This window comes from Achromobacter pestifer (assembly GCF_013267355.1).
In the GTDB taxonomy this organism is placed as follows: domain Bacteria; phylum Pseudomonadota; class Gammaproteobacteria; order Burkholderiales; family Burkholderiaceae_B; genus Achromobacter; species Achromobacter pestifer_A.
This window is the reverse complement of sequence record NZ_CP053985.1, coordinates 4,102,578-4,123,009: the sequence shown is the minus strand read 5'-3', so window position 1 is coordinate 4,123,009 and position 20,432 is coordinate 4,102,578. Positions and strand designations below refer to the sequence as shown.

Here is a 20,432-nt window from a genome sequence, read left to right as displayed (position 1 = left end):
GCCGGCTCAGGCCGGGCTCAGCCTCAGAAAGCCGAACACCGTCACGAAATGGCAGGCCGTGCCGCCCATGACGAACAGATGCCAGATGCCGTGGGCGTGCGGCCAGCGCTGGTCATTGGCGTAGAACAGCGTGCCGGCGGTGTAGATGGCCGCGCCGGCCAGCAGCCAGGCCAGTCCGGCCGCGGACAAGGCGCCCGCGATCGGCGCGGCGAACATCACGCCCAGCCAACCCATCGCCAAATACAAGGGCAAGGCCGGCGCCGCGCCGCGCGCCCACCACAGCTCGCGGCTGATGCCGATGGCGGCCAGCGCCCAGATCGCCACGCCCATGGCCGCGCCCCAGCCGTGCTCCACCGGCCCGTAGGCCAGCGGCGTGTAGGTGCCGGCGATCAGCAGGTAGATCGCGCAATGGTCGGCCTTGGCCCACAGCGCCTTGCGGCGGCCGCGCGAGCAATGGAACAGCACCGAAGAGGCGTAGACGGCGATCATCGACGCGGCGAACACGGCGCAGGCGACGACTTGCCGCGTATCCACCTTGAGTTCGGCGGCGCGAGCGATCAAGGCGCCCGAAGCAGCCACGGCCAGCGCCAGGCCGGCCAGGTGGGTCGCGCCGTTGAATCGTTCGCCCTTGTACATGCACGCCCTCCGCCCGCCGGCCACGCGCCGGCGCCCCCCATGATGGCGCTCTTGTGTGACAGGCCGAGGTCAGGACGCGCGGCCTTCAGGCGACGAAGTCCACCGCCGCCGGATAGCCTTCCAGCGCGCGCGCCGACAGGATGGCGCGCTGCACCGCGATCGCCATCGCCTCGGCCGCCATCACGCCCAGCAGCATGACGTTGCCCGGCTTGCCGGACGTACCCGTGCCCAGCGCGAAAATGGTGTCGCCGTCCAGCATGGTGTGGATGGGATTGATGGTGCGGGCCAGGCCATCGTGCGCCATGCCGGCGATCTTCTGCGCCTGCGCCTTGGTGAGCTTGGCGTCGGTGGCGACCAGCCCTATGGTGGTGGCGGTGCCCGGACGCATGGACTTGGGCAGGTCGCCCGCCAGGATGGCGGCGCGGGTGTCCAGCAGCATCTTGCCGTCCGCGGTGCGCGCGCCGGCCAGGATGCGCCCGGTGGCCGGGTCCACCACGTCGCCCACCGCATTGACCGCGACGATGGCGCCCACCGTCACGCCCGCCACGGTCAGCGAGGCGCTGCCGATGCCGCCCTTCATGGCGCGCTTGGGGCCATACAGCTTGCCCACTGTCGCGCCCGCTCCCGCGCCCACGTTGCCCTCCTGCGGCGCGGCGTCCGTGGCCGATTTGCAGGCCTGGTAACCGGCGGCCGCGTCCGGCCGGATCGAGGCGTCGCCCACGCCCAGGTCGAACAGGATGGCCGAAGGCACGATGGGCACGTGCGCCACGCCCACGTCAAAGCCGATCTTCTTTTCTTCCAGATAGCGCATGACGCCCGAGGCCGCATCCAGACCAAACGCGCTGCCGCCAGACAGCACCACGGCGTGCACCTTTTCCACCATGTTGACGGGATTGAGCAGGTCGGTCTCGCGCGTGCCCGGCGCCGCGCCGCGCACATCGACCCCGGCGGTCGCGCCGGCCTCGGCGATGATGACGGTGCAGCCCGTGGGACGGCGCGTGTCGGTGTAGTGCCCTACCCGCAGCCCCGCCACCTGCGTGATGCTGCCGCTGCCCGGCATCAGCCGCGTGCCGTCCGCGGCCTGGGCGGGCATCGCGCCCGCTGCCGCCGCGCCCGCGGCCGCCATCATGAAAGCCCGCCTGTTCCATTGCTGTTCCACACCGATCTCCATCGAAGTCCTGCCTGGATGAACCCCGGCGGAAACGCGCCGGGGCATGGGTATCACCATATGACTTGCAGCTATATTTTTACTATTCCTTATGCTTTGTGGAAAAATAGACGCGTTGTTAGAGTGCGGCTACGCCGGAGGGCATTGCAGGCACGGATGCTCTCCACCGAGATATCTGCCATCCGTGGAGCACCGCCATGAAACTCTTCCGTATGCTGTTCGTCGCCGGCCTCGTCCAGGTCGCCGCCTTGTCCGCGGCCCATGCCCAATCCGGACTGGACCAGATCAAATCCGCCGGCGTGTTCAAGATCGGCACCGAAGGCACCTACGCCCCCTTCACGTTCCACGACGCATCCGGCCAGCTTACCGGGTTTGACGTGGACATCGGCCGCGCCATCGCCGAACGCCTGGGCGTCAAGCCGCAATTCGTCGAAGGCAAGTGGGACGGCCTGATCGCCGGCCTGGACGCCAAGCGCTACGACGCGGTGATCAACCAGGTCGGCATCACCGACGCGCGCCGCGCCAAGTACGATTTTTCGGACCCCTACATCTCGTCGGCCGCCGTGCTGATCGTGCGCGACGACAACACCAGCATCAAGTCCTTCGACGACCTGAAGGGCAAGAAATCCGCCAACACGCTGACCAGCAACTTCGGCAAGCTGGCGCAAAAGCATGGCGCGGAAGTGATCGCGGTGCAGGGCTTCAATGAAGCCATCGACCTGCTGACTTCGGGCCGGGTCGAGGCCACGGTGAACGACAACCTGTCGTTCCTGGACTTCAAGAAGCAGAAGCCCAATGCCAAGGTCAAGATCGCCGCCACCGACAAGACCGCCGAGTTCAGCAACTCGGGCGTGCTGATCCGCAAGGGCAATCCCGAACTGCAGGCCGCCATCAACAAGGCGCTGGCCGACATCAAGGCGGACGGCACCTACAAGACCATCTCGGTCAAGTACTTCGGCACGGACCTGTCGGCGCAATAAACGAGCGGAGCGCACATGACGCTACCCCCCTGGCTGCAAGCCGTCCTGCCCGACTGGCTGCTGGCGCAACTCGGCACCTGGGCGGTGCCGGCCTGGGTGCAGCTGATGCTGGACTCGTTCTGGCCCCTGCTGCACGCGGGGCTGATGTTCACGGTTCCGCTGACGCTGATGTCGTTCGCGCTGGGCCTGGCGCTGGCCTTCGTGGTGGCGCTGATCCGGCTGTTCGGCCCCGCGCCGCTGGTGGCCGTGGTGCGCTTCTACGTCTGGCTGATCCGCGGCACGCCGCTGCTGGTGCAGCTGTTCGTGATCTTCTACGGCCTGCCCAGCGTCGGCATCGTGCTGGATCCGCTGCCCGCCGCGCTGATCGGCTTCACCCTCAACGTGGGCGCGTACAACTCGGAAGTGATACGCGGCGCCATCGAATCCATCACCAAGGGCCAATGGGAAGCGGCCTATTCGCTCAGCATGACGCGCGGACAGGCGCTGCGCCGGACCATCCTGCCGCAGGCGGCGCGGGTGGCGGTGCCGCCCCTGTCCAATTCCTTCATCGCGCTGGTCAAGGACACCTCGCTGGCGGCGGTGCTGACCGTGCCCGAGATCTTCCAGGCCGCGCAGCGCATTGCCGCCGTCACCTATGAACCGCTGATCCTGTACACCGAGGCGGCGCTGATCTACCTGGTGTTCAGTTCCGTGCTGTCCGCCGCGCAGGTGCGCCTGGAACGGCGCTTCGGCCAGCACGCGGTCTTTAACGAGAAGAACCGATGATCCGCCTGGAAAAGATAGAGAAGGCGTTCGGCGGCAATCCCGTGCTCAAGCAAGTGGACGTGAGCATCGCCGAAGGCAGCGTCACCGCCCTGATCGGTCCGTCCGGCAGCGGCAAGAGCACCTTGCTGCGCTGCGTGAACCTGCTGGAAGTGCCGGACCGCGGCACGCTGGAGATCGGGCCGGAGACGGTGCATTTCGAACCCGGCCGCAAGCTTTCGCGCGACCAGGTCCAGCGCGTGCGCAAGCAGACCGGCATGGTGTTCCAGAACTTCCAGCTGTTCCCGCATCAGACCGTGATCGGCAATGTCATGGAAGGCCTGCTGACCGTGCAGAAGTGGCCGCTGGAGCGCGCGCGCGCCCGCGCCGAGGAGCTGCTGCGCAAGGTCGGCATGCTGGAAAAGCGCGACGCCTGGCCCGCCAACCTGTCTGGCGGCCAGCAGCAGCGCGTGGCCATCGCCCGGGCGCTGGCGCCCGCGCCGCGCGTGCTGCTGTGCGACGAGCCGACCTCGGCGCTGGATCCGGGCCTGGCGGCCGAAGTGGTGGACGTCCTGCGTCAGCTCGCGGCCGAAGGCATGACCATGCTGATGGCCACCCACGACCTGCGCCTGGCAGCCAGCGTGTCGCGCGAAGTGGTATTCCTGCTGGACGGCAGCGTGGTCGAATCCGGCGATTCGCGCACCCTGTTCACCCAGCCCTCCGACCCGCGCACCGCCGCGTTCATCTCGACGCTGACGCAGGAAGCGGCGCTGTAGGACGGCTGGGGCCGATGGCGGGAATCCCGCCCGGCCCCCTCGTCCGCGCCGTGTCAGTCCTGGCTTTCTGTCACGAAAAAGTCGAACAGCGTTGCGGGTTCGGCCGCGATGACCCGCGCGGCGATGTCGCGCCGCAGTTCGGCGTGGACGCGCTGCGCGTCCGGCGCGGGATTTCCCAGCAAATCAAAGAACTCCGGCGGCAGCACGCCCGGGCGCAACACGCCCTGGACGCTGCGCGCGCCGCGGCGCAGATGGAAGCTGTACGACTTGTCCGCGCCACGGCTGTAGCGCGCTTCGGGCAGGGTCAGATCTACCGAGTAGCAGCCGCGCGTGACGGCGCGCGTGACGAATTCGAATGCGTCGCGCACGCCCGGACCCGGATGCCCGCTGATGACGGACAGCTCCTTGCGCGGCACAGGCACGCCGTCTTGCTCCAGCGTGGGCAGCGCGCCGCGCAGGCCCTGGAAAGTCAGCGCCAACATGGCAAGCGCGCCGTGGCCATGATAGGCCTGGACCGCGTCGAAACAGATGGGCAGCGGCCCTTCTTCGGCCATCACGGTCAATGAGGAAGCGCGTTGTTCGGGGGTAGTCATGGAATATCTCCGTGTCGTGCGCGGTCGCGGGCCGCCATGGCGGCCCGCTGGCGCAAGAGTAGGTCAGGGTTGAAGGACGCGCCGGGGCGCGTCCAGATGGACAGGCGGATTCAGAAGCGCGTGCGCAGCGTCAGGCTGAAACTGCGGCCGGGTTCCAGCAGCGGATTCAGATCGGTCATGGCGTAGGCCACGTTGGATGAGGTGGCCGCCGTGCGGTAGGCGCGATCGAACAGGTTGTTCACGCCCAGCACGACCTGAGTATTGCCAGCCTGCGGCAGCCCCAGGCGATCCAGCTGGAACTGGGCGTAGAGATTCACGACGCCGAAGCCCGCCGCCGGATACTCCGCGCGTTCCGCATAGCGGCTCTGGCCCTTGGCCCATTGCAGTTCGCCGCTCAGCGCATAGGCTTCATTGGGGCTCATGTATTGCAGACCGACCAGGCCGCTGAAGGGCGCGATCGATTGCAGCGGCGTGTCCGTCGTGCGGTTGGTGCCGTGCAGGTAGCTGGCGTTGCCGTACAGGTTGACCTCGCGGCTCAGCTGCCAGCGCCAATCCAGCTCCAGCCCCTGGATCCGCGCCCGGCCCACGTTGCGGCGCTGCGTGGCGGGCAGGCCTTCGTAGGTGGTGGTGACGTTCTCCAGGAAATCGCTGTAGTTGCTGCGGAACGCGGTCAGGCCGACCGTGGCCTGCTCGAAGTGCAGCCGGGTGCCGGCTTCCACGGTGACGCCGCGTTCCGGCTTCAGGCCCGGATTGGGGATGGTGTAGCTGGTTCCGGTATAGCCGCTGCTGAACATCTCCGAGGTCCACGGCATGCGGAACGAACTGCCCACGCTGCCCAGCAGTTCGACCACGTCAGTGGCGCGGTAGGACAGCCCCAGGCTGCCGGTGGTGGCAGTCTCGGTCGTGTTCTGCGCGGCGCGGAAGGCCGGCAGCAGATTAGGCGACGGCAAGGGCTCCAAGCCCACATCCGACTTGAACCAGTCGAACCGGCCGCCGGCGGTAACGGTCCACTTGGGAGCGGGCTTCCATTCCGTGGTCAGGAACGCGCCGACGTTGGTCTGGTACTGGTCTGGCCCCGTCTTGACGTAGGGCGTGCTGGTGGTCGTGGTGGTGCCATTCGGACGACGCACCGTGATATCGCTGCGCGATTCCGATCCGGGACGGCGTTCATGCATGAAGTCCAGGCCGAAGGTCGTGTTGGTGTCGGCCCACGGCACCGTCGCGGCAACGCTGCCGCCCCACACGACGGGACCGATCACGTTGTTGCGCGCATCGACCACGCGCGCCGGATTGGTCTGGTTATGCGTAGCCATGACGGTGCCGAACTCGTTCACATAGACGCTGGCCTTGAGCACGCTGATGGCGCCGTCGAACTCGCCCGTGTAGGCCAGCCTGCCCTGCTTGACCTTCAACGGATCGCGGCGGCTGTAGCTCAGTGGATATGGCGGCACGGTCCCGGCCGCGCCGTCCTTGACGTAGGCCACGCGCGCGCTGGCCTCGATGCGCTGACGGGCATCGGGCATGTAGCCCAGCACGATGCCCCCGCCGGCGCCGCGGAAGTCGCTGTTGGGCACTTCGCCCGCCGCGCTGTCGTAGTTGCTGGCGCGGCGTCCGGTGGCGTAGACGCGCAGGTCGAAGCCGTCGCCGGCGCCTTCCAGCGCCACGTTGCTCTGCACGCCATCGCCGTTGGTGTTGTACGTGACCGAAGCTTCGCCGCCGTTCAGGCCGAAGGGCTGGCTCAGGTTGCCATGCGCCCGCTTGGTCACGAAATTGACCAGTCCGCCCAGGCCGTCGCTGCCGAAGCGCGAGGAGTTCGGCCCGCGCACCACGTCGACCTGTTCGATCTCGGTCGGACTGATGAGCATGAACTGCAGCGTATTGCGGCCGCGGAAGCGGTCGCCGTCGATGAACATCGGCACCCGCATGTCGTTGGTGTTCAGCCCGCGCAGGAACAACGTGCCGGCGATGCCGCCGCTGCGGCTGATGGTGGCGTTGGGCACGCGGCCCAGCAGGTCGAGCGTGCTCATGGTGTTCAGGCGGTCGATGTCCTGGCTGTCGACCACGCTGACCGCCTGCGTGACATTGTGGTCGATCGAGGCTGCGGGCGGCGTCGCCCCCATCGGCCGCAGGCGGCCGTCATCGGGCTGGCCTTCGGCGGTGACCTGGATCGACGGCAGTTGCGGAATATCGGCCGCGGCGCTGGGCGCGGCCATGGCGGCGGTCAGCAGTCCGGCGCCGACCAAGGGGGCATACAGATAGAAGCGTTGCATACATGCACACAAAAGGGGGGGGCAAAATCGGAATCGGCGCGGAGAGCCTGCCGCGTCAGGCGGGAGCCATGTCCTGATCGACGGCAGGCGTGGAATCCCTCAGCCAAGGCAGGAATCCGCGCAGGAAACGGCTGGACGCCGGCATGAAATAGCTGCCGTGGTGATACATCGGGTCCAACGAGGTCACGATCAGGCGGCCCGGCGTGCTGCGCCTGTCTTCGTACAGCACCGATCCGGCGCCAGCCTTGTCGATCAGGGACAGCGCACCCGGCGGCGGCTCGAAGGAGCCGTGCTGATGCCAGGTGGCGTCGGCCAGCGTCAGGTAGCTGAACAGGGGATGCTCGGGCGCCGCGAGACGCAGTCCCGAGTCGGCGCCCGGCTCCTTCCACCACCAGAAGTTCACTTCTGACGGAGTCCAGCGCACGCCGTCCAGCCAGCGTTCGGAATGCGTTTCGCCCATGGCGACCAGGGTCTTGCCCGCAGCCAGGAAGCGGCGCCAGAGTTCCCGGTGCGGCGCCAGCAGATCCGGATTGCTGCGGCAGGACACGATCAGCGCATCGCAGCCCTGCAGCGCGGCTTCGCCCAGGTCGCGGATGTATATCGTCCGGTCGATATGCGGCATCAGCTCCGGCGTGCGGAAGGTGCGGTGGTGGTAATAGGTGCCGGCGTCCAGCGCCGCGATCACGGGGGTGCGTGCTGCGGTCATGCCGCGTCTCCCTGCAGCCAGGCGAACAGTTGCGGGACGATGCGGCCAGCGCTGCCGGCGCTGCCGGCATACATCCACAGGTCATTGCCGGAATGCACCAACAGTCGCCCGCCACCCGGCAGGGCCAGGACCCAGTCGATGGCCTGGGCATCAGGTCCCAGCGTGTTGAGCACCTGCGCGCCGGCCGGCGCGGGGTTGCTGCCGCGCGCATAAAAGCCCGCCACGCCGCGGCGGAACGTCAGGTGCTCAGGGTCCACGCCGTCAAAGAGCGGATGGGGCGCGGCGCGATGCACCCGCAGGCCGGCGATGCCTGCGCCGGATCCCGGCACGAACGGCGCGAGCCAGCGCAGGAAGGGATAGGCGACATGGCCGTTGAAAACCATCGTGCCGCCCGATTCGAGATAGGCTTCCAGCAGCGCGCCCTGCTGCAACAGATAGCGCTGGTCCGCGTGCGCGGGGACCAGCAACGCGCGGAATCCGGAAAGATCGCGCTCATGCAGTTGATACAGCGGCACGCAGGCGCTGCGCGGCGCGGGGCCGCCAGTCAGCGCGGCGGGTCCGTCGCCGCTCCAGTTGTTCAGGTAGGCAATCGTGTTTTTCATGATTCAACGGAAGACGGGGATCACGCCCAGGATGTCGCCGGATTCGCCGCGCAGCGTGGCCACGCGCACCGGCAGGCCGTACAGGCGGCTCAGGCGTTCGTCCACGCACATGCTGGCGGTGGGGCCGGTTTCGCAAGCGCCGGCATGCATGAGCAGGGTCTGGTCGGCGATATGCTGCGCATGCTGCGGCTGGTGCGTGGTGAAAATCACCGCCAGTCCCTGTTCCCGCGCCAACCGGCGCAAAAGCGAAAGGACCACGTCCTGGTTGCGCAGATCCAGGGCCGCCGCGGGCTCGTCCAGGATGATGATGGGGCTGGCGCTGGCCAAGGCGCGCGCGATGCAGGCCAGTTGTTGCTCGCCGCCGCTCAACGCGTGGAACGGGCGGTCCGCCAGATGCGCCAGGCCGACCTGTCCCAAGCAGTCGCGGGCGATGCTCCAGTCACGGGCGCCAGGCGCCGCGTACCAGCGCAGATGCCGCGCGCGGCCCATGCTGACCATGGTCAGCACGTCGTAGGCGTAAAGCGTGTCGCTGCGCTGCGGGACATAGGCGGCGTGGCCTTGCAGACGCACGGCGCCCGCGGCGGGAGGGTTCAGTCCCAGTATCGTGCGCAGCAGCGTGGTCTTGCCGCGCCCGTTGGGCCCCAGCACGGCCAGGATCTGGCCAGCGGACAGACTTAACGACAGGTCGCTCAACAGACGCCGGCCGCCGGCCTGCACGGACAATTGCGTAAGTTCAAGCATGCTGCACTCCCCGGCTCTGGGCGCGGCGCAACAGCCATGCGAACAGCGGCGCGCCGATAAGCGCGGTAATCACGCCCAGCGGAATCTCGGCGCTGGTGGCGCTGCGGGCCACGGTATCGACCCACACCATGTAGGTGCCGCCGATCAGGGCGCTGGCGGGCAGCAGCACCCGGTGGTCCGGGCCGACCAGCATGCGCGCGATGTGCGGCACCACCAATCCCACCCAGCCCACCGTGCCCGATACGGCCACGCTGGCCGACACCACCAGCGTGGCGCAGCCCAACAGCAGCCAACGCAAGGGCTCGACCGCGATGCCCATGGCGCTGGCCTGCTCGTCGCCCAACGACAGCACGTTGATGCGGAAACGCAGCGCGTATAGCAGCGCCATGCCAACCACGATGGGCGGCACGGCGGCCGCCAGCTTGACGTAGGTCGCGGTGGCGAAGCTGCCCATCAGCCAGAACACGATGGCCGGCAGGCTATCGTTCGGATCCGCGAAGTACGTGGTCAGCGAGATCAACGCGGAAAAGAAGGCGCTGGTCACCACGCCGGCCAGCACCAGCATCAGGATGGTCGTGCGGCCGTTGGAACGGCCCAACAGATAGACCACGGCCACCGCCAGCAGGCCTCCGGCAAACGCCAGGCCCAGCGTTGCCCACAGCGATGAGAACAACAGGATCGCCGCGCAACCGCCAAACGCCGCGCCCGAGGAAATGCCCAGGATCTGCGGACCGACCAGCGGATTGCGGAACGCGCCTTGCAGCGCCGCGCCGCACATCGCCAGGCTGGATCCGGCCAGCACCGCCAACAATACGCGCGGCAGCCGCACCTGCATGACGACGCGGTGCTCCGTGGCGCCGACCGACGGCAGCCAGTTCGCCAGGCCGTCCGGCAATGCAAGCCCGGCCAGCACGCCGGACACCTGCGACAACGCCAGGGGGTAGCGGCCGACGCACAGCGCCGCCAACACGGACACGGGTAGCGCCAGCGCCATCAACAGCCATGGCCACGCCCACAACCCTGGACGCGCGCAAGTCCCCGCGGCCGGCGCGCGCGCCGTTTCAACGGAAGCGTTCATAGCCCGCGGCCCCCTCGTTCATTTTCAGACGCAGCACCGCGTCGATCTCGCGGGCGGCGGGCTGATATCCATAGAGTTCGCCGTAGGCCCGCCCGATGTTGTCCCGCAAGGGCCAGGAGAACCTGTCCGGGTGCAGCAGCATGCTCAGCCACTGCCAGTACAAGGGCGATTCCTGGCTGGGGGGATCCCACAGATAGCCGCCCATCGGCACCTTGTAGACGCGGCGATCGCGCACGGCGGGGATGTCGGCAAACAGCGGGTCGCCATACAGGGTTTCGGGCGTCAACCCCGATTCAAAGTTGTTCAGCAGGATCACCTCGGGCGCCCAGGCCATGATCTGCTCGATGTTCACGGCCTGGCCGCCGGCGATGGATGCCGAAACGTTGCGCCCGCCCGCCAGGGTGATGTCGTCCTCGAAGCTGGAGTTGCCGCCGGCCGCGCGCAGCTGCGGCGCATGACGCGACAGGTACAGCACCCCCGGCCGCCTGGCGGCCGGGATGCCGTCGGTGACGGCGCGGATGTCCGCGCGTACCTGATCGCGCCAGCGCAACTGGGACTGCGCGCGAACCTCCTGCCCCAGCGACAGGCCCATCAGGCGTATCCATTCGCGGGTACGGTCTTCGGTGCCGTACACCAGCGCCGCGGTCGGCAGGCCTGCATTGCGCAGGGGCGCGATCAGATCGTCGCCCATATGCCCCCACTGCCACACCAGGTCGGGCTGGATCTGCAGCAGCGTTTCCACATTGGGCACGAAACCGGACCGGGTGATGTCGGTGCGTACCTTGGCCGTGGCCGGAAAGATCCGCGCCAGCAGCCCGTCCTTCATCAACCCGTAGGCGCTGGGATGCATGCCGGCCAGGCGCCCAGCGCCCCCGTCCAGCGAGATGAGCAGCGATCCGGCCGGCATGGGCAGCGTCACTGCCCGTTGGGCCGGCGCGGACAGGTTCACGGGATTGCCCAGCATGTCCTGGAACACGATGGACGCCGCACTCGCGGCGGACGACAAGAGAACCCCTGCCGCCAAGGCGGTGCGGAAGTACGCTGAGATGGTCATGTGGGAGCGGGTTACCTGGCAAAGGCCTGCCATTGATGACGGCCTCCGCAGTGGTACGATCACAAATAAGAATCAATCGCATTAATTCTATAGTCCCGACCCCCCAGACCAAATGACTATTGTCAATTCACGATCCGCGCCCTTGATCGCGGCGCTGCGCCAGCATCCCTGGTTCGATGGCGTGGACGATGCCGCCCTGCTCGCCCTGGCGGGCTGCAGCCGATGGTTGGAGTTCGACGCGGGCGACACGATTTTTTCGGAGGGCCAGGCGGCTTCCTCCTGCCTGCTGGTATGCGCGGGATCGCTGCAGGGCTTGCGCTACACGGCGGATGGCGGCGACAAGGTATTCGGCCATGTCGGGCCGGGCGGCTGGCTATCCGTGTCCACGCTGTTCGAGGCCGCGCCGCGGCACCTGCACGGCGTGCGTGCGCGCACCGACGGCAACGGCTGCCTGCTCAATGGCGCGGCATTCCGCCAGCTCTGCCTGAACGACGCGCGCTTCGCCTGCCGCGTCATGGCGCATGGCGCCAACCTGATCCGCCATCACACGGACCAGATCGATTGGCTGACGTCGAGTTCGGCCGAGGAGCGCCTGGCCGAATACATCCTGCGCGCGGGCAAGCCGCAAGGCACCCAGCCCGTGGTGTTGCCGCTGAGCCATTCGCAGATCGCGGTCAAGCTGGGCATGCGCGCCGAAACGCTGAGCAGGATATTCGCAAAATGGCGGCGCCAGGGCTACATATCGGACCGGCGCGGCGAGCTATGCATCCTGAAGCTGGATTCGCTCAAGCAACTGGTGCACATCTAGCGCCTACTTCGACGGCAGGGACCCCGCAGGATCGACTGCCTGGCCGTCGTAGCGCAGCTCGAAATACAGCCCGACCTGCTTGCTGTCGCTACTGCCCATTTCGGCGATCTTCTGGCCCTGGCTGACGCGTTGGCCTTCCTTGACCAGCAGTTTGCTGTTGTGGGCGTAGATGCTCAGGAAACTGGCGTTGTGCTTGACGATCACCAGATGGCCATAGCCGCGCAGGCCGCTGCCGGAATAGGCCACCGTGCCTTGCGCCGCGGCCACCACCGGCGTGCCGGAGGAATTGCTGATGACGATGCCGTTGGAGCCCGAGCCGTCGTAGCCGCGCGTGACCTTGCCCTGGGCGGGCCAGACCAGCGAGATTGCGCCCGGCGGGGCGGTACGGCGCTTGGCGGTCGAGGTCGACGACTTGGGCGAGGGCGCGGGCTTGCCGCGCGCCTTGCTGGGCGCGGTGGACGTGCTGGCCTGCCCGGCCGGCGGCTCGACCCGCAGCAATTGCCCGACTTCGATGGCATTGGAATTCGGCAGATTGTTCCAGCGCACCAGATTGCTCACGCTGGTGCCCTGCTTGCGCGCGATCTGAGTCAGCGTGTCGCCCGATTGCACGCGGTAGTAGCCAGGCTGGACCTTGGTGGTGCCGCAGGCGGACAACAGGGCCAGCAGCGCCACCGCCAGCACGCACATCCACAAGCGGAAGGACGGCCAGGCCCGGCGGGCAGTGGCGGGCAAGACGGGAACGGACAGGGTCGGGGCGGACGAGGAAAGCACTGAAACCTGGGGCACTGAGTGGGATGTCGGGATTTGAGTGCGTTCAAGGGTACCAAGATTTTGCCGTGCCATGGGCGCCGCCGTCAGATGCTTGGCGCCCGTGGCGCAGGATAGAATGCCGCCATGTCCCGCCTCACCCGCCTCCAGCACCTAGGCTGCGCCGCGCGCGCGCGGGGCGTGCTGTGGCTGGCGCTCCTGGCCCTGGCGCTGCGCGCGCTGGTGCCGGCGGGCTACATGCCCGACGCCCGGGCGCTGCACGACGGCCGGCTCGAAGTTACGTTCTGCTCGGCCGCCGGCGACGTCAAGGCGCTGACGCTGGCGCTAGCGCCCGGCGACCAAGGCAAGGCCGGGCACGACACGGCCGACGCCGGGGCGCTCTGCCCCTTCGGCTTGCTGGCGCACGTGGCCCCCGCCCCTGCTCCCGCGCTCACTCCCTTGCTGCTGGCCGTCGGCCGGCACGCGCTGCCGGCGCCCGCAAGCGACGCCCCGCCCGCCCCTAGCGCCCAGGGGCCGCCGCTGGGTTCCCGCGCCCCACCATTCCTCGCCTGACTCCGCCTGAACGCGCGGCCCCGCCGCGCCCCTGGACGAACCGTCAACCGACGAGGTTTTCATGCATTCCCCTCTTCTGCGCGCGCCCGCCGACGCGGCGCGCTCCCACGCGCCCGATCCGCGGCGCCGCCTGCTGCTGTCCTCTTTCGCCCTGCTGGCCCTGGCGGGCTGCGGCCCCGATGCGCCCAAACTGCACGGCATGGATCTGTCCGGCATGCCGTCCGGCGACTTCCAGCTGCAGGACACCGAAGGCCGCGAACGCAAGCTCGCCGACTACGCCGGCCAGCCGGTCATGCTGTTCTTCGGCTTCACGCAATGCCCCGACATCTGCCCCACGGCGCTGACCCGCGCGATCGAGATCAAGGGCCTGCTGGGCGCGGACGCCAAGAAGCTGCGCGTCCTCTTCATCACCGTCGACCCCGAACGCGACACGCCGGAGATCCTGCGCGCCTACACCCAGGCCTTCGATCCGGATTTCGTCGGCCTGCGCGGCGATGCCGAGCAGACGCGCGCCGCCGCGCAGTCGTTCAAGGTCTTCTACCAGAAGGTCGCTACCGGTTCGTCCTACACCATGGACCATACCGCGCTGACCTACGTCATCGACGCCAGCGGCAAGCTGCGCATCGCCCTGCGCCATCAACAGAGCGCTCAGGAGTGCGTGGACGACCTGCGCACCGTGCTCTGACCCGAACCATATATAGATAGAGGCAACCATCATGAAAAAATCCGCGATCAAATCCCTGGCCGCCTTCGCCTTCTGCGCCCTGGCCAGCGCCCACTCCGCCGCGTTCGCCCAGGATGCCGCCCTGAAGGTCGACGACGCCTGGGTGCGCTCCACCGTGCCCAGCCAGCACGCCACCGGCGTCTTCATGCGCCTGACGTCCGCCGCCACCGGCCGTCTGGTCGGCGTGGAATCGCAGGCCGCCAAGCACGTGGAAATCCACGAAATGGCGATGCAGGACAACGTCATGAAGATGCGCCAAGTGGCGGGCATCGCCCTGCCCGCGGGCCAGGCCGTGGAACTCAAGCCCGGCGGCTACCACGTGATGCTGATCGACCTGGCCGGCCAGATCTCGCCGGGCGACCACGTCGCCCTGACGCTCGTCGTCGAGGACGCCGACAAGCGCCAGCGGCGCGTGCCGGTCGACGCGGTGGCGCGTCCGCTGAACGCGGCCGCCGCCCCCGCCGCCGGCCACGGCCATTGACGCGCGGCCCGCAGCGTCCCCATGAAAGGGGCCTGACAGCTGTGCTGCACGGCTGAAACAGCTTCCTTGCAACAAGGCCGTCCGGCGTGCAACGCCGCGCCGCGCGCCGGGTCGAATGGGAAAAGGTCCGGCGCGCGCCATCGCGGCGCGCCCGGCCAGGCTTTCCCGCATCCAGGAATCGTCCGCGGACAGCATTGCGGACGCAGGTGCGGCCGGCCACGGCCGCAAGCTTTGATTGCCAGGAGCGTTTCATGAAGACCCTCAGCAGGACCTTATTGCTATGCGCCGGCTTGGCCGCCGCCGGGGCCGTCCAGGCCCAGACCACGCAGTACACCCACGACCTCTACGGCGACTGGCGCGTGACCTACGCCGCCCCCGCCGCCAAGACGGCGGATCAGGTCAGCGCCGAACTGGCCCAGGCCAAGACCAATGGCCAATACACGTTCGGCGAGGAAGACTATCCTCCCCCGGTCATGTCGCACCAATCTGAAACCCGCGCCCAGGTTGACCAGGAGCTGCGGCAAGCGCAGATCCAAGGCCAGATGGCGTCCGACGAAGAAGACTATCCGCCGCCCGTGATGGCGCACAGCGGCACCTCCGATATCCATTGATGCAGAGGCGGGGTGACGGCAGGCCCAGGCGCCATTCGCGTATATTGGGGACGCATAAATCGCCAGCTGACCGGCGGCGGCGCCTGATTCACCATACAATGCCAGCACATCCACCGCCGGCCTGCCTGAGGGCGCGGCGGCAGCCGGCCCCCCTGCGCCGCGCCCCGGATGCCAGCGTTCCGCGCAGCCGGGCGCGCGTACCCGCCGGCAGCCTGCCGGCACCTCTGTGTCTGGATATGCCCGGTAGTTCCGCCTTTTCATTCCTGCGTACCCTCTGCAGCCTGCGCTGGCTCGCCATCGCGGGCCAGGCCGCCACCATCCTGCTGGCCAGCAGCGTCCTGGGCCTGGCCCTGCCGCTGGAGCCGCTGTGGATCGGCGTCGGCGCGCTGATCGGCTTCAACGTCTACGCCAGCCTGCGCCTGCGCCACCGCCGCGACCTGTCCCACGCCACGGCCTTCGGCCATCTGTTCGTGGACATGGCGGTGCTGGCCTGGATGGTGGGCTGGAGCGGCGGCATCAGCAATCCGTTCGGCATGATGTTCCTGATCCTGACCGCGCTGGCGGCCCTGGCGCTGCCGCGCAACTGGGCGCTGGCCGCGGCGGTGGCGGGCATCTCGGGCTACGCGGCGGCCGCGATCTTCGGCCAGCCCCTGCGCGGCGAGGTCGACACCCATACCCTGCTGCTCTGGGGCATGGGCGCCAACTTCCTGATTTCGGTGGTGGTGGTGCTGGTGTTTTCGACACGCCTGGCCTCGGACCTGCGCGACCGCGAGCGCGAACTGGCGCGGCTGCGCGAACGCTTCACCCGCAACGAAGGCATCGTCGCCCTGGCCACCCACGCCGCGGCCATGGCGCACGAACTGAATACCCCGCTGGCGACCATGACCCTGCTGACCGACGAGATCGCCGCCGAGGTCAAGGACGAGGACCTGCGCGCCGACGTCTCCACCCTCAGCCAATTGCTGGCCCTATGCCGGGAACGTATCCGCAACCTGGCGGTCCCAACCGCGGTGGACCTGGTCCGCGTGGTGGGGCAATGGCGTTTGATCCGGCCGACCATCGATCTGCAGCGCTCGGGCGCCCTGCCCGGCAGCCTGCGGGTGGATCCGGCCATCGCCCACCTGCTGCAGGCGCTGCTGAACAATGCGGCGGACGCCGGCGAAGCCGCCGACGCGCCCCGCGTGGACCTGCATCTGGAATACGGTTATGGCGCCCTGCGCGGCGAAGTCAGGGACTACGGGCGGGGCTTCGATCCCGACCAGACCCTGCTGCCGGCAACCAGCCTGTTCAACAGCGGCAAGCCGGGAGGGCTGGGCGTGGGCCTGGCGCTGTCGCACGCCACGGTGGAACAGATGGGCGGCGAAATGACCATGACCGCCGCCGAGGAAGGCGGCACGCGTATCCGCTTTTACCTCCCGTTAGGGAGTACCGGGACTTGAGTGCAATGAACCCAACCGATCTTGGCCTGCTGATCGACGACGACGAACTCTATGTGCGCACCCTGCAGCGCAGCCTGTCGCGCCGCGGCCTGGAAACCCGTACCGCCACCGGCATCGCCGAAGCGCTGCGCGTGGCCGAGGAAATCCGTCCCGCCTTCGCCCTGGTGGACCTGCGCCTGGGCGAAGATTCCGGCCTGACCCTGATCCGCCCGCTGCGCGCCCTGCGCGCCGACATGCGGATCCTGCTGGTCACCGGCTACGCCAGCGTGGCCACCGCCGTCGAGGCCATCAAGCGCGGCGCCGACGACTACCTGCCCAAGCCCGCCACGGCGCCCATGATCCTGCGCACGCTGGGCCTGGTGAAGCCGGAAAACGTGACGATCGAAACCACCATGACGCCGTTGCACCGTCTGGAGTGGGAACATATCCACCAGGCTCTGCACGAAACCGGCGGCAACGTCTCGGCGGCGGCGCGCCTGTTGGGCATGCATCGGCGCTCCCTTCAGCGCAAACTGGCCAAAAAACCGGGGCCGGAACGCGAAGTGCTCATCGACTGATTTGTGCGGATGCGACAAAACGTCGCATGCCCCAGATGTGCGAGTGCGACATATCGTCGCACCCCGGTACCTGGTAGCAGGCCCCTGCTCCCCTAGGAAAACCCTGAATCTGTTCCCCTTGGGGCGGAATCCTCCCAGGCAATGCGACCATTCGTCGCATGCTTGACCCATATCAAGCCGATAGGATGGACGTTGCTGCCTAGCAGCATTCCAGTCTGCTGCTATGCAGCATTTCTCACCTTCCATCCAAGGCTGTACGTGAAACACCCCCTCCTTGCGACCCTTACGCGCATTCTCAGCGTCGGCGCGGTCATGCTGCTTGGCGGCTGCAACATGGAAATCCTCTCCCCCAAGGGAGATATCGGCATCCAGGAACGGACTTTGCTGTTCACGACGACCGGGCTGATGCTCATCGTCGTGATTCCGGTCATCGTCATGATCCTGGCTTTTGCCTGGAAATACCGCGCATCCAACACCAAAGCTGACTACCAGCCCAAGTGGGCCCACTCCACGGCGATCGAAGTCGTGGTCTGGACCGTCCCTTGTATCATCGTGGCCATCCTGGCCGTGATCACCTGGCGCTCGACGCATGCGCTGGATCCCTACAAGCCGCTCGTGTCCGAACACAAGCCGGTGACCATCGAGGTGGTTTCGCTGGATTGGAAGTGGCTGTTCATCTACCCCGAGTACGACATCGCCACGGTCAACGAGATCGCCTTCCCGGTCGATGTTCCGGTCAATTTCCGGATCACCTCGGCCACGGTCATGAACTCGTTCTTCATCCCCCAGCTGGGTAGCCAGATCTACTCGATGGCCGGCATGGAGACCAAGCTGCACCTGAACGCGCGCGAAGCCGGCACCTACGCAGGCATCTCGGCCAACTACAGCGGCGCCGGCTTCTCCGGCATGCGCTTCAAGGCCATCGCGATGTCTCAGGAAGGGTTCGACAACTGGGTCAAGGAAGCCCGCGCTGCCCCGACCGCGCTGACCCCCGAGGTCTATGCGGAGCTGAGCAAGCGCAGCGAGCGCAACCCGGTCGTCAAGTACTCCTCGGCGCCCCCCGCCATGTTTGATTTCATCCTTGGCAGCACCATGACCAAGATGGCCGGCGTGGACTCCGCCACGTGCACCCCCACGTCGAACAATCTGATCGCAGGAATTAACTAACAATGCTCGGGAAACTCACCCTCGAGGCCATTCCGTACCATGAACCCATCGTCATGGTTACGCTGGCCGCCGTGTGCCTGGGAGGCCTAGCGGTCTTCGGCGCCATCACCTACTTCCAGAAGTGGAAGTATCTCTGGACGGAGTGGCTGACCTCGGTCGACCACAAGCGTATCGGCGTGATGTACATCATCGTCGCCTTGATCATGCTGCTGCGCGGCTTCGCCGACGCCATCATGATGCGCACCCAGCTGGCGGTCGCGTCCGCCGACTCGGCCGGCTTCCTGCCGCCGCACCACTACGACCAGATCTTCACCGCCCACGGCGTCATCATGATTTTCTTCATGGCGATGCCCTTCATCACCGGGCTGATGAACATCGTGGTGCCGCTGCAGATCGGCGCCCGCGACGTGGCCTACCCGTTCCTGAACTCGCTGAGCTTCTGGCTGTTCGGCGCCGGCGTCGCGCTGATGATGATCTCGCTGTTCGTGGGCGAATTCGCCGCGACCGGCTGGCTCGCCTATCCGCCGCTGTCCGGGCTGGACTACAGTCCGAGCGTGGGGGTGGATTACTACATCTGGGCGCTGCAGATATCCGGGCTGGGCACCACGCTTAGCGGCATCAACTTCATCGTGACTATCCTGCGCATGCGCGCGCCGGGCATGAGCCTGATGAAGATGCCGATCTTCACCTGGACCTCGCTGGTCACCAACGTCCTGATCGTCGCCGCCTTCCCCGTGCTGGCCGCAACGCTCGCGCTGCTGACGATGGACCGCTACCTGGGCACGCACTTCTTCACGAACGACATGGGCGGCAACGTCATGATGTACGTGAACTTGATCTGGATCTGGGGCCACCCCGAGGTCTACATCCTGGTGCTTCCGGCGTTCGGCGTGTACTCGGAAATCGTCGCCACCTTCGCCCGCAAGACCCTGTTCGGCTACAAGTCCATGGTCTACGCCACGGCCGCCATCGGCGTGCTGTCGTTCCTGGTCTGGCTGCACCACTTCTTCACCATGGGCGCGGGAGCCAACGTCAATGCCTTCTTCGGCATAGCGACAATGATCATCTCGATCCCGACGGGCGCGAAGATCTTCAACTGGCTGTTCACCATCTACCGCGGCCGCCTGCGCATCACCACGCCGGTGCTGTGGACGCTGGGCTTCATGATCGTGTTCGTCATCGGCGGCATGACCGGCGTGATGCTGGCCATCCCCGGCGTGTCGTTCGTGCTGCACAACAGCCTGTTCCTGATCGCCCACTTCCACAACACCATCATCGGTGGCGTGGTGTTCGGCTGCATCGCCGGCATGACCTACTGGTTCCCCAAGGCTTTCGGCTTCACGCTGAACGAGCGCCTGGGCCGCTATTCGTTCTACTGCTGGTTCGTCGGTTTCTTCATGGCCTTCATGCCCCTGTACATCCTGGGCTTCAAGGGCATGACGCGCCGCCTGAACCACTACGACAACCCCGAATGGCAGCCCTACCTGCTGGTCGCGCTGGCCGGCGCCGCGCTGATCATGCTGGGCATCTGGTTCCTGCTGCAGCAAGTGTTCGTCTCGATCCGCCAGCGCAAACAGAACCAGGACGTCACCGGCGACCCCTGGGATGGCCGCACGCTGGAATGGGCCATCTCTTCGCCCGCTCCTTTCTACAACTTCGCCCACGTGCCGCAGGTTGACTCGCTGGACCAGTTCTGGGAAGACAAGCAGAACGGCAAGGCCTACAAGCGCCCGGCCAAGTACGAAGACATCCACATGCCGCGCAACACCGCCATGGGCGTGGTCATCGGCGCCTTTGGCCTGGTCATGTGCTTCGCGCTGATCTGGCACATCTGGTGGCTGTCCATCGTTGGTTTCGTCGGCATGGTCGGTTCGTTCATCGTCCGCGCCTATGACCGCGACGTCGACTACTGGGTCCCGGCCGCGGAAGTCGAACGCATCGAAAACGCTCACTTTGACAAAATGCAGAAGGCCGCCTGAG

General features: G+C 67.2%; 22 protein-coding genes. 12 read left to right on the top strand and 10 right to left on the bottom strand.

What is annotated here, in order from left to right:
- Positions 1-6: 6 nt before the first annotated feature.
- Both trhA and FOC84_RS19700 read right to left on the bottom strand, forming a co-directional pair.
- Positions 7-636: a PAQR family membrane homeostasis protein TrhA gene (trhA, locus tag FOC84_RS19705; protein WP_173145914.1), complete on the bottom strand. Its 630-nt coding sequence runs from the start codon at positions 634-636 to the stop codon at positions 7-9.
- An 85-nt stretch (positions 637-721) separates the two neighbouring features.
- Positions 722-1,807, bottom strand: a complete 1,086-nt coding sequence (locus tag FOC84_RS19700; RefSeq protein WP_173150282.1) for a P1 family peptidase — start codon at positions 1,805-1,807, stop codon at positions 722-724.
- Between the two features lie 194 nt (positions 1,808-2,001).
- On the opposite strand from FOC84_RS19700, the gene FOC84_RS19695 reads away from it, so the two are divergent.
- The 3 genes from FOC84_RS19695 (at position 2,002) to FOC84_RS19685 (ending at position 4,301) form a co-directional block, all read left to right on the top strand.
- Complete coding sequence (locus tag FOC84_RS19695) at positions 2,002-2,784, top strand: amino acid ABC transporter substrate-binding protein (protein WP_173145913.1); 783 nt, start codon at positions 2,002-2,004, stop codon at positions 2,782-2,784.
- 84 nt (positions 2,785-2,868) lie between these two features.
- Positions 2,869-3,549: an ABC transporter permease subunit gene (locus FOC84_RS19690; protein WP_173150280.1), complete on the top strand. Its 681-nt coding sequence runs from the start codon at positions 2,869-2,871 to the stop codon at positions 3,547-3,549.
- Positions 3,546-4,301 (top strand): amino acid ABC transporter ATP-binding protein, encoded by a 756-nt coding sequence (locus tag FOC84_RS19685; RefSeq protein ID WP_173145912.1) that lies wholly within the window; start codon positions 3,546-3,548, stop codon positions 4,299-4,301. Before FOC84_RS19690 ends, FOC84_RS19685 begins: the two co-directional genes overlap by 4 nt.
- A 53-nt stretch (positions 4,302-4,354) precedes the next feature.
- Here FOC84_RS19685 and FOC84_RS19680 read toward each other — a convergent pair whose 3' ends face one another.
- From FOC84_RS19680 to FOC84_RS19650, 7 genes are all read right to left on the bottom strand, one after another.
- Positions 4,355-4,894: a hypothetical protein gene (locus FOC84_RS19680; protein WP_173145911.1), complete on the bottom strand. Its 540-nt coding sequence runs from the start codon at positions 4,892-4,894 to the stop codon at positions 4,355-4,357.
- A gap of 110 nt (positions 4,895-5,004) precedes the next feature.
- Positions 5,005-7,164: a TonB-dependent receptor gene (locus FOC84_RS19675; RefSeq protein ID WP_173145910.1), complete on the bottom strand. Its 2,160-nt coding sequence runs from the start codon at positions 7,162-7,164 to the stop codon at positions 5,005-5,007.
- Between the two features lie 55 nt (positions 7,165-7,219).
- Entirely contained in the window at positions 7,220-7,870 is a 651-nt protein-coding gene (locus FOC84_RS19670) for a hypothetical protein (RefSeq protein WP_173145909.1), read from the bottom strand.
- Entirely contained in the window at positions 7,867-8,472 is a 606-nt protein-coding gene (locus FOC84_RS19665) for a hypothetical protein (RefSeq protein WP_173145908.1), read from the bottom strand. The genes FOC84_RS19670 and FOC84_RS19665 overlap by 4 nt, the downstream gene beginning before the upstream one ends.
- A 3-nt stretch (positions 8,473-8,475) precedes the next feature.
- Complete coding sequence (locus FOC84_RS19660) at positions 8,476-9,213, bottom strand: ABC transporter ATP-binding protein (RefSeq protein WP_173145907.1); 738 nt, start codon at positions 9,211-9,213, stop codon at positions 8,476-8,478.
- Positions 9,206-10,291, bottom strand: coding sequence for a FecCD family ABC transporter permease (locus FOC84_RS19655; RefSeq protein WP_254241712.1), 1,086 nt, complete (start codon positions 10,289-10,291; stop codon positions 9,206-9,208). The genes FOC84_RS19660 and FOC84_RS19655 overlap by 8 nt, the downstream gene beginning before the upstream one ends.
- The gene (locus tag FOC84_RS19650) at positions 10,275-11,345 is read right to left on the bottom strand and encodes an ABC transporter substrate-binding protein (protein ID WP_173145906.1); all 1,071 of its coding nucleotides are present in this window, start codon (positions 11,343-11,345) and stop codon (positions 10,275-10,277) included. The genes FOC84_RS19655 and FOC84_RS19650 overlap by 17 nt, the downstream gene beginning before the upstream one ends.
- 112 nt (positions 11,346-11,457) lie before the next feature.
- On the opposite strand from FOC84_RS19650, the gene FOC84_RS19645 reads away from it, so the two are divergent.
- The gene (locus tag FOC84_RS19645; RefSeq protein WP_173145905.1) at positions 11,458-12,153 is read left to right on the top strand and encodes a Crp/Fnr family transcriptional regulator; all 696 of its coding nucleotides are present in this window, start codon (positions 11,458-11,460) and stop codon (positions 12,151-12,153) included.
- Between the two features lie 3 nt (positions 12,154-12,156).
- Here FOC84_RS19645 and FOC84_RS19640 read toward each other — a convergent pair whose 3' ends face one another.
- Complete coding sequence (locus tag FOC84_RS19640; protein WP_173150276.1) at positions 12,157-12,840, bottom strand: peptidoglycan DD-metalloendopeptidase family protein; 684 nt, start codon at positions 12,838-12,840, stop codon at positions 12,157-12,159.
- A gap of 207 nt (positions 12,841-13,047) precedes the next feature.
- On the opposite strand from FOC84_RS19640, the gene FOC84_RS19635 reads away from it, so the two are divergent.
- The 8 genes from FOC84_RS19635 (at position 13,048) to cyoB (ending at position 20,431) form a co-directional block, all read left to right on the top strand.
- Positions 13,048-13,473, top strand: coding sequence for a DUF2946 family protein (locus FOC84_RS19635; RefSeq protein WP_173145904.1), 426 nt, complete (start codon positions 13,048-13,050; stop codon positions 13,471-13,473).
- Between the two features lie 61 nt (positions 13,474-13,534).
- The gene (locus tag FOC84_RS19630; protein ID WP_173145903.1) at positions 13,535-14,158 is read left to right on the top strand and encodes an SCO family protein; all 624 of its coding nucleotides are present in this window, start codon (positions 13,535-13,537) and stop codon (positions 14,156-14,158) included.
- 31 nt (positions 14,159-14,189) lie between these two features.
- Positions 14,190-14,678, top strand: a complete 489-nt coding sequence (locus FOC84_RS19625; protein ID WP_173145902.1) for a copper chaperone PCu(A)C — start codon at positions 14,190-14,192, stop codon at positions 14,676-14,678.
- Between the two features lie 251 nt (positions 14,679-14,929).
- A complete protein-coding gene (locus FOC84_RS19620) occupies positions 14,930-15,289 on the top strand; it encodes a DUF4148 domain-containing protein (protein ID WP_173145901.1) in 360 nt (119 codons plus the stop codon).
- Positions 15,290-15,525: 236 nt separating this feature from the next.
- Positions 15,526-16,728 carry a HAMP domain-containing histidine kinase gene (locus tag FOC84_RS19615; protein WP_173145900.1) on the top strand — a complete coding sequence of 401 codons (1,203 nt, stop codon included), beginning with the start codon at positions 15,526-15,528 and terminating at the stop codon, positions 16,726-16,728.
- A 5-nt stretch (positions 16,729-16,733) separates the two neighbouring features.
- A complete protein-coding gene (locus FOC84_RS19610) occupies positions 16,734-17,285 on the top strand; it encodes a response regulator transcription factor (RefSeq protein WP_042794894.1) in 552 nt (183 codons plus the stop codon).
- A gap of 258 nt (positions 17,286-17,543) precedes the next feature.
- Entirely contained in the window at positions 17,544-18,452 is a 909-nt protein-coding gene (gene cyoA / locus FOC84_RS19605) for a ubiquinol oxidase subunit II (protein WP_173145899.1), read from the top strand.
- 2 nt (positions 18,453-18,454) lie between these two features.
- A complete protein-coding gene (gene cyoB / locus FOC84_RS19600) occupies positions 18,455-20,431 on the top strand; it encodes a cytochrome o ubiquinol oxidase subunit I (RefSeq protein ID WP_173145898.1) in 1,977 nt (658 codons plus the stop codon).
- Position 20,432: the final 1 nt, after the last annotated feature.

Bases quoted from the DNA above. Each gene is read 5' to 3' on its own strand.
- trhA (WP_173145914.1), bottom strand. From the start codon at position 636: ATGTACAAGGGCGAACGATTCAACGGCGCGACCCACCTGGCCGGCCTG.
- FOC84_RS19700 (WP_173150282.1), bottom strand. From the start codon at position 1,807: ATGGAGATCGGTGTGGAACAGCAATGGAACAGGCGGGCTTTCATGATG.
- FOC84_RS19695 (WP_173145913.1), top strand. From the start codon at position 2,002: ATGAAACTCTTCCGTATGCTGTTCGTCGCCGGCCTCGTCCAGGTCGCC.
- FOC84_RS19685 (WP_173145912.1), top strand. From the start codon at position 3,546: ATGATCCGCCTGGAAAAGATAGAGAAGGCGTTCGGCGGCAATCCCGTG.
- FOC84_RS19680 (WP_173145911.1), bottom strand. From the start codon at position 4,894: ATGACTACCCCCGAACAACGCGCTTCCTCATTGACCGTGATGGCCGAA.
- FOC84_RS19675 (WP_173145910.1), bottom strand. From the start codon at position 7,164: ATGCAACGCTTCTATCTGTATGCCCCCTTGGTCGGCGCCGGACTGCTG.
- FOC84_RS19670 (WP_173145909.1), bottom strand. From the start codon at position 7,870: ATGACCGCAGCACGCACCCCCGTGATCGCGGCGCTGGACGCCGGCACC.
- FOC84_RS19665 (WP_173145908.1), bottom strand. From the start codon at position 8,472: ATGAAAAACACGATTGCCTACCTGAACAACTGGAGCGGCGACGGACCC.
- FOC84_RS19660 (WP_173145907.1), bottom strand. From the start codon at position 9,213: ATGCTTGAACTTACGCAATTGTCCGTGCAGGCCGGCGGCCGGCGTCTG.
- FOC84_RS19655 (WP_254241712.1), bottom strand. From the start codon at position 10,291: ATGAACGCTTCCGTTGAAACGGCGCGCGCGCCGGCCGCGGGGACTTGC.
- FOC84_RS19650 (WP_173145906.1), bottom strand. From the start codon at position 11,345: ATGACCATCTCAGCGTACTTCCGCACCGCCTTGGCGGCAGGGGTTCTC.
- FOC84_RS19645 (WP_173145905.1), top strand. From the start codon at position 11,458: ATGACTATTGTCAATTCACGATCCGCGCCCTTGATCGCGGCGCTGCGC.
- FOC84_RS19640 (WP_173150276.1), bottom strand. From the start codon at position 12,840: ATGTGCGTGCTGGCGGTGGCGCTGCTGGCCCTGTTGTCCGCCTGCGGC.
- FOC84_RS19635 (WP_173145904.1), top strand. From the start codon at position 13,048: ATGTCCCGCCTCACCCGCCTCCAGCACCTAGGCTGCGCCGCGCGCGCG.
- FOC84_RS19630 (WP_173145903.1), top strand. From the start codon at position 13,535: ATGCATTCCCCTCTTCTGCGCGCGCCCGCCGACGCGGCGCGCTCCCAC.
- FOC84_RS19625 (WP_173145902.1), top strand. From the start codon at position 14,190: ATGAAAAAATCCGCGATCAAATCCCTGGCCGCCTTCGCCTTCTGCGCC.
- FOC84_RS19620 (WP_173145901.1), top strand. From the start codon at position 14,930: ATGAAGACCCTCAGCAGGACCTTATTGCTATGCGCCGGCTTGGCCGCC.
- FOC84_RS19615 (WP_173145900.1), top strand. From the start codon at position 15,526: ATGCCCGGTAGTTCCGCCTTTTCATTCCTGCGTACCCTCTGCAGCCTG.
- FOC84_RS19610 (WP_042794894.1), top strand. From the start codon at position 16,734: ATGAACCCAACCGATCTTGGCCTGCTGATCGACGACGACGAACTCTAT.
- cyoB (WP_173145898.1), top strand. From the start codon at position 18,455: ATGCTCGGGAAACTCACCCTCGAGGCCATTCCGTACCATGAACCCATC.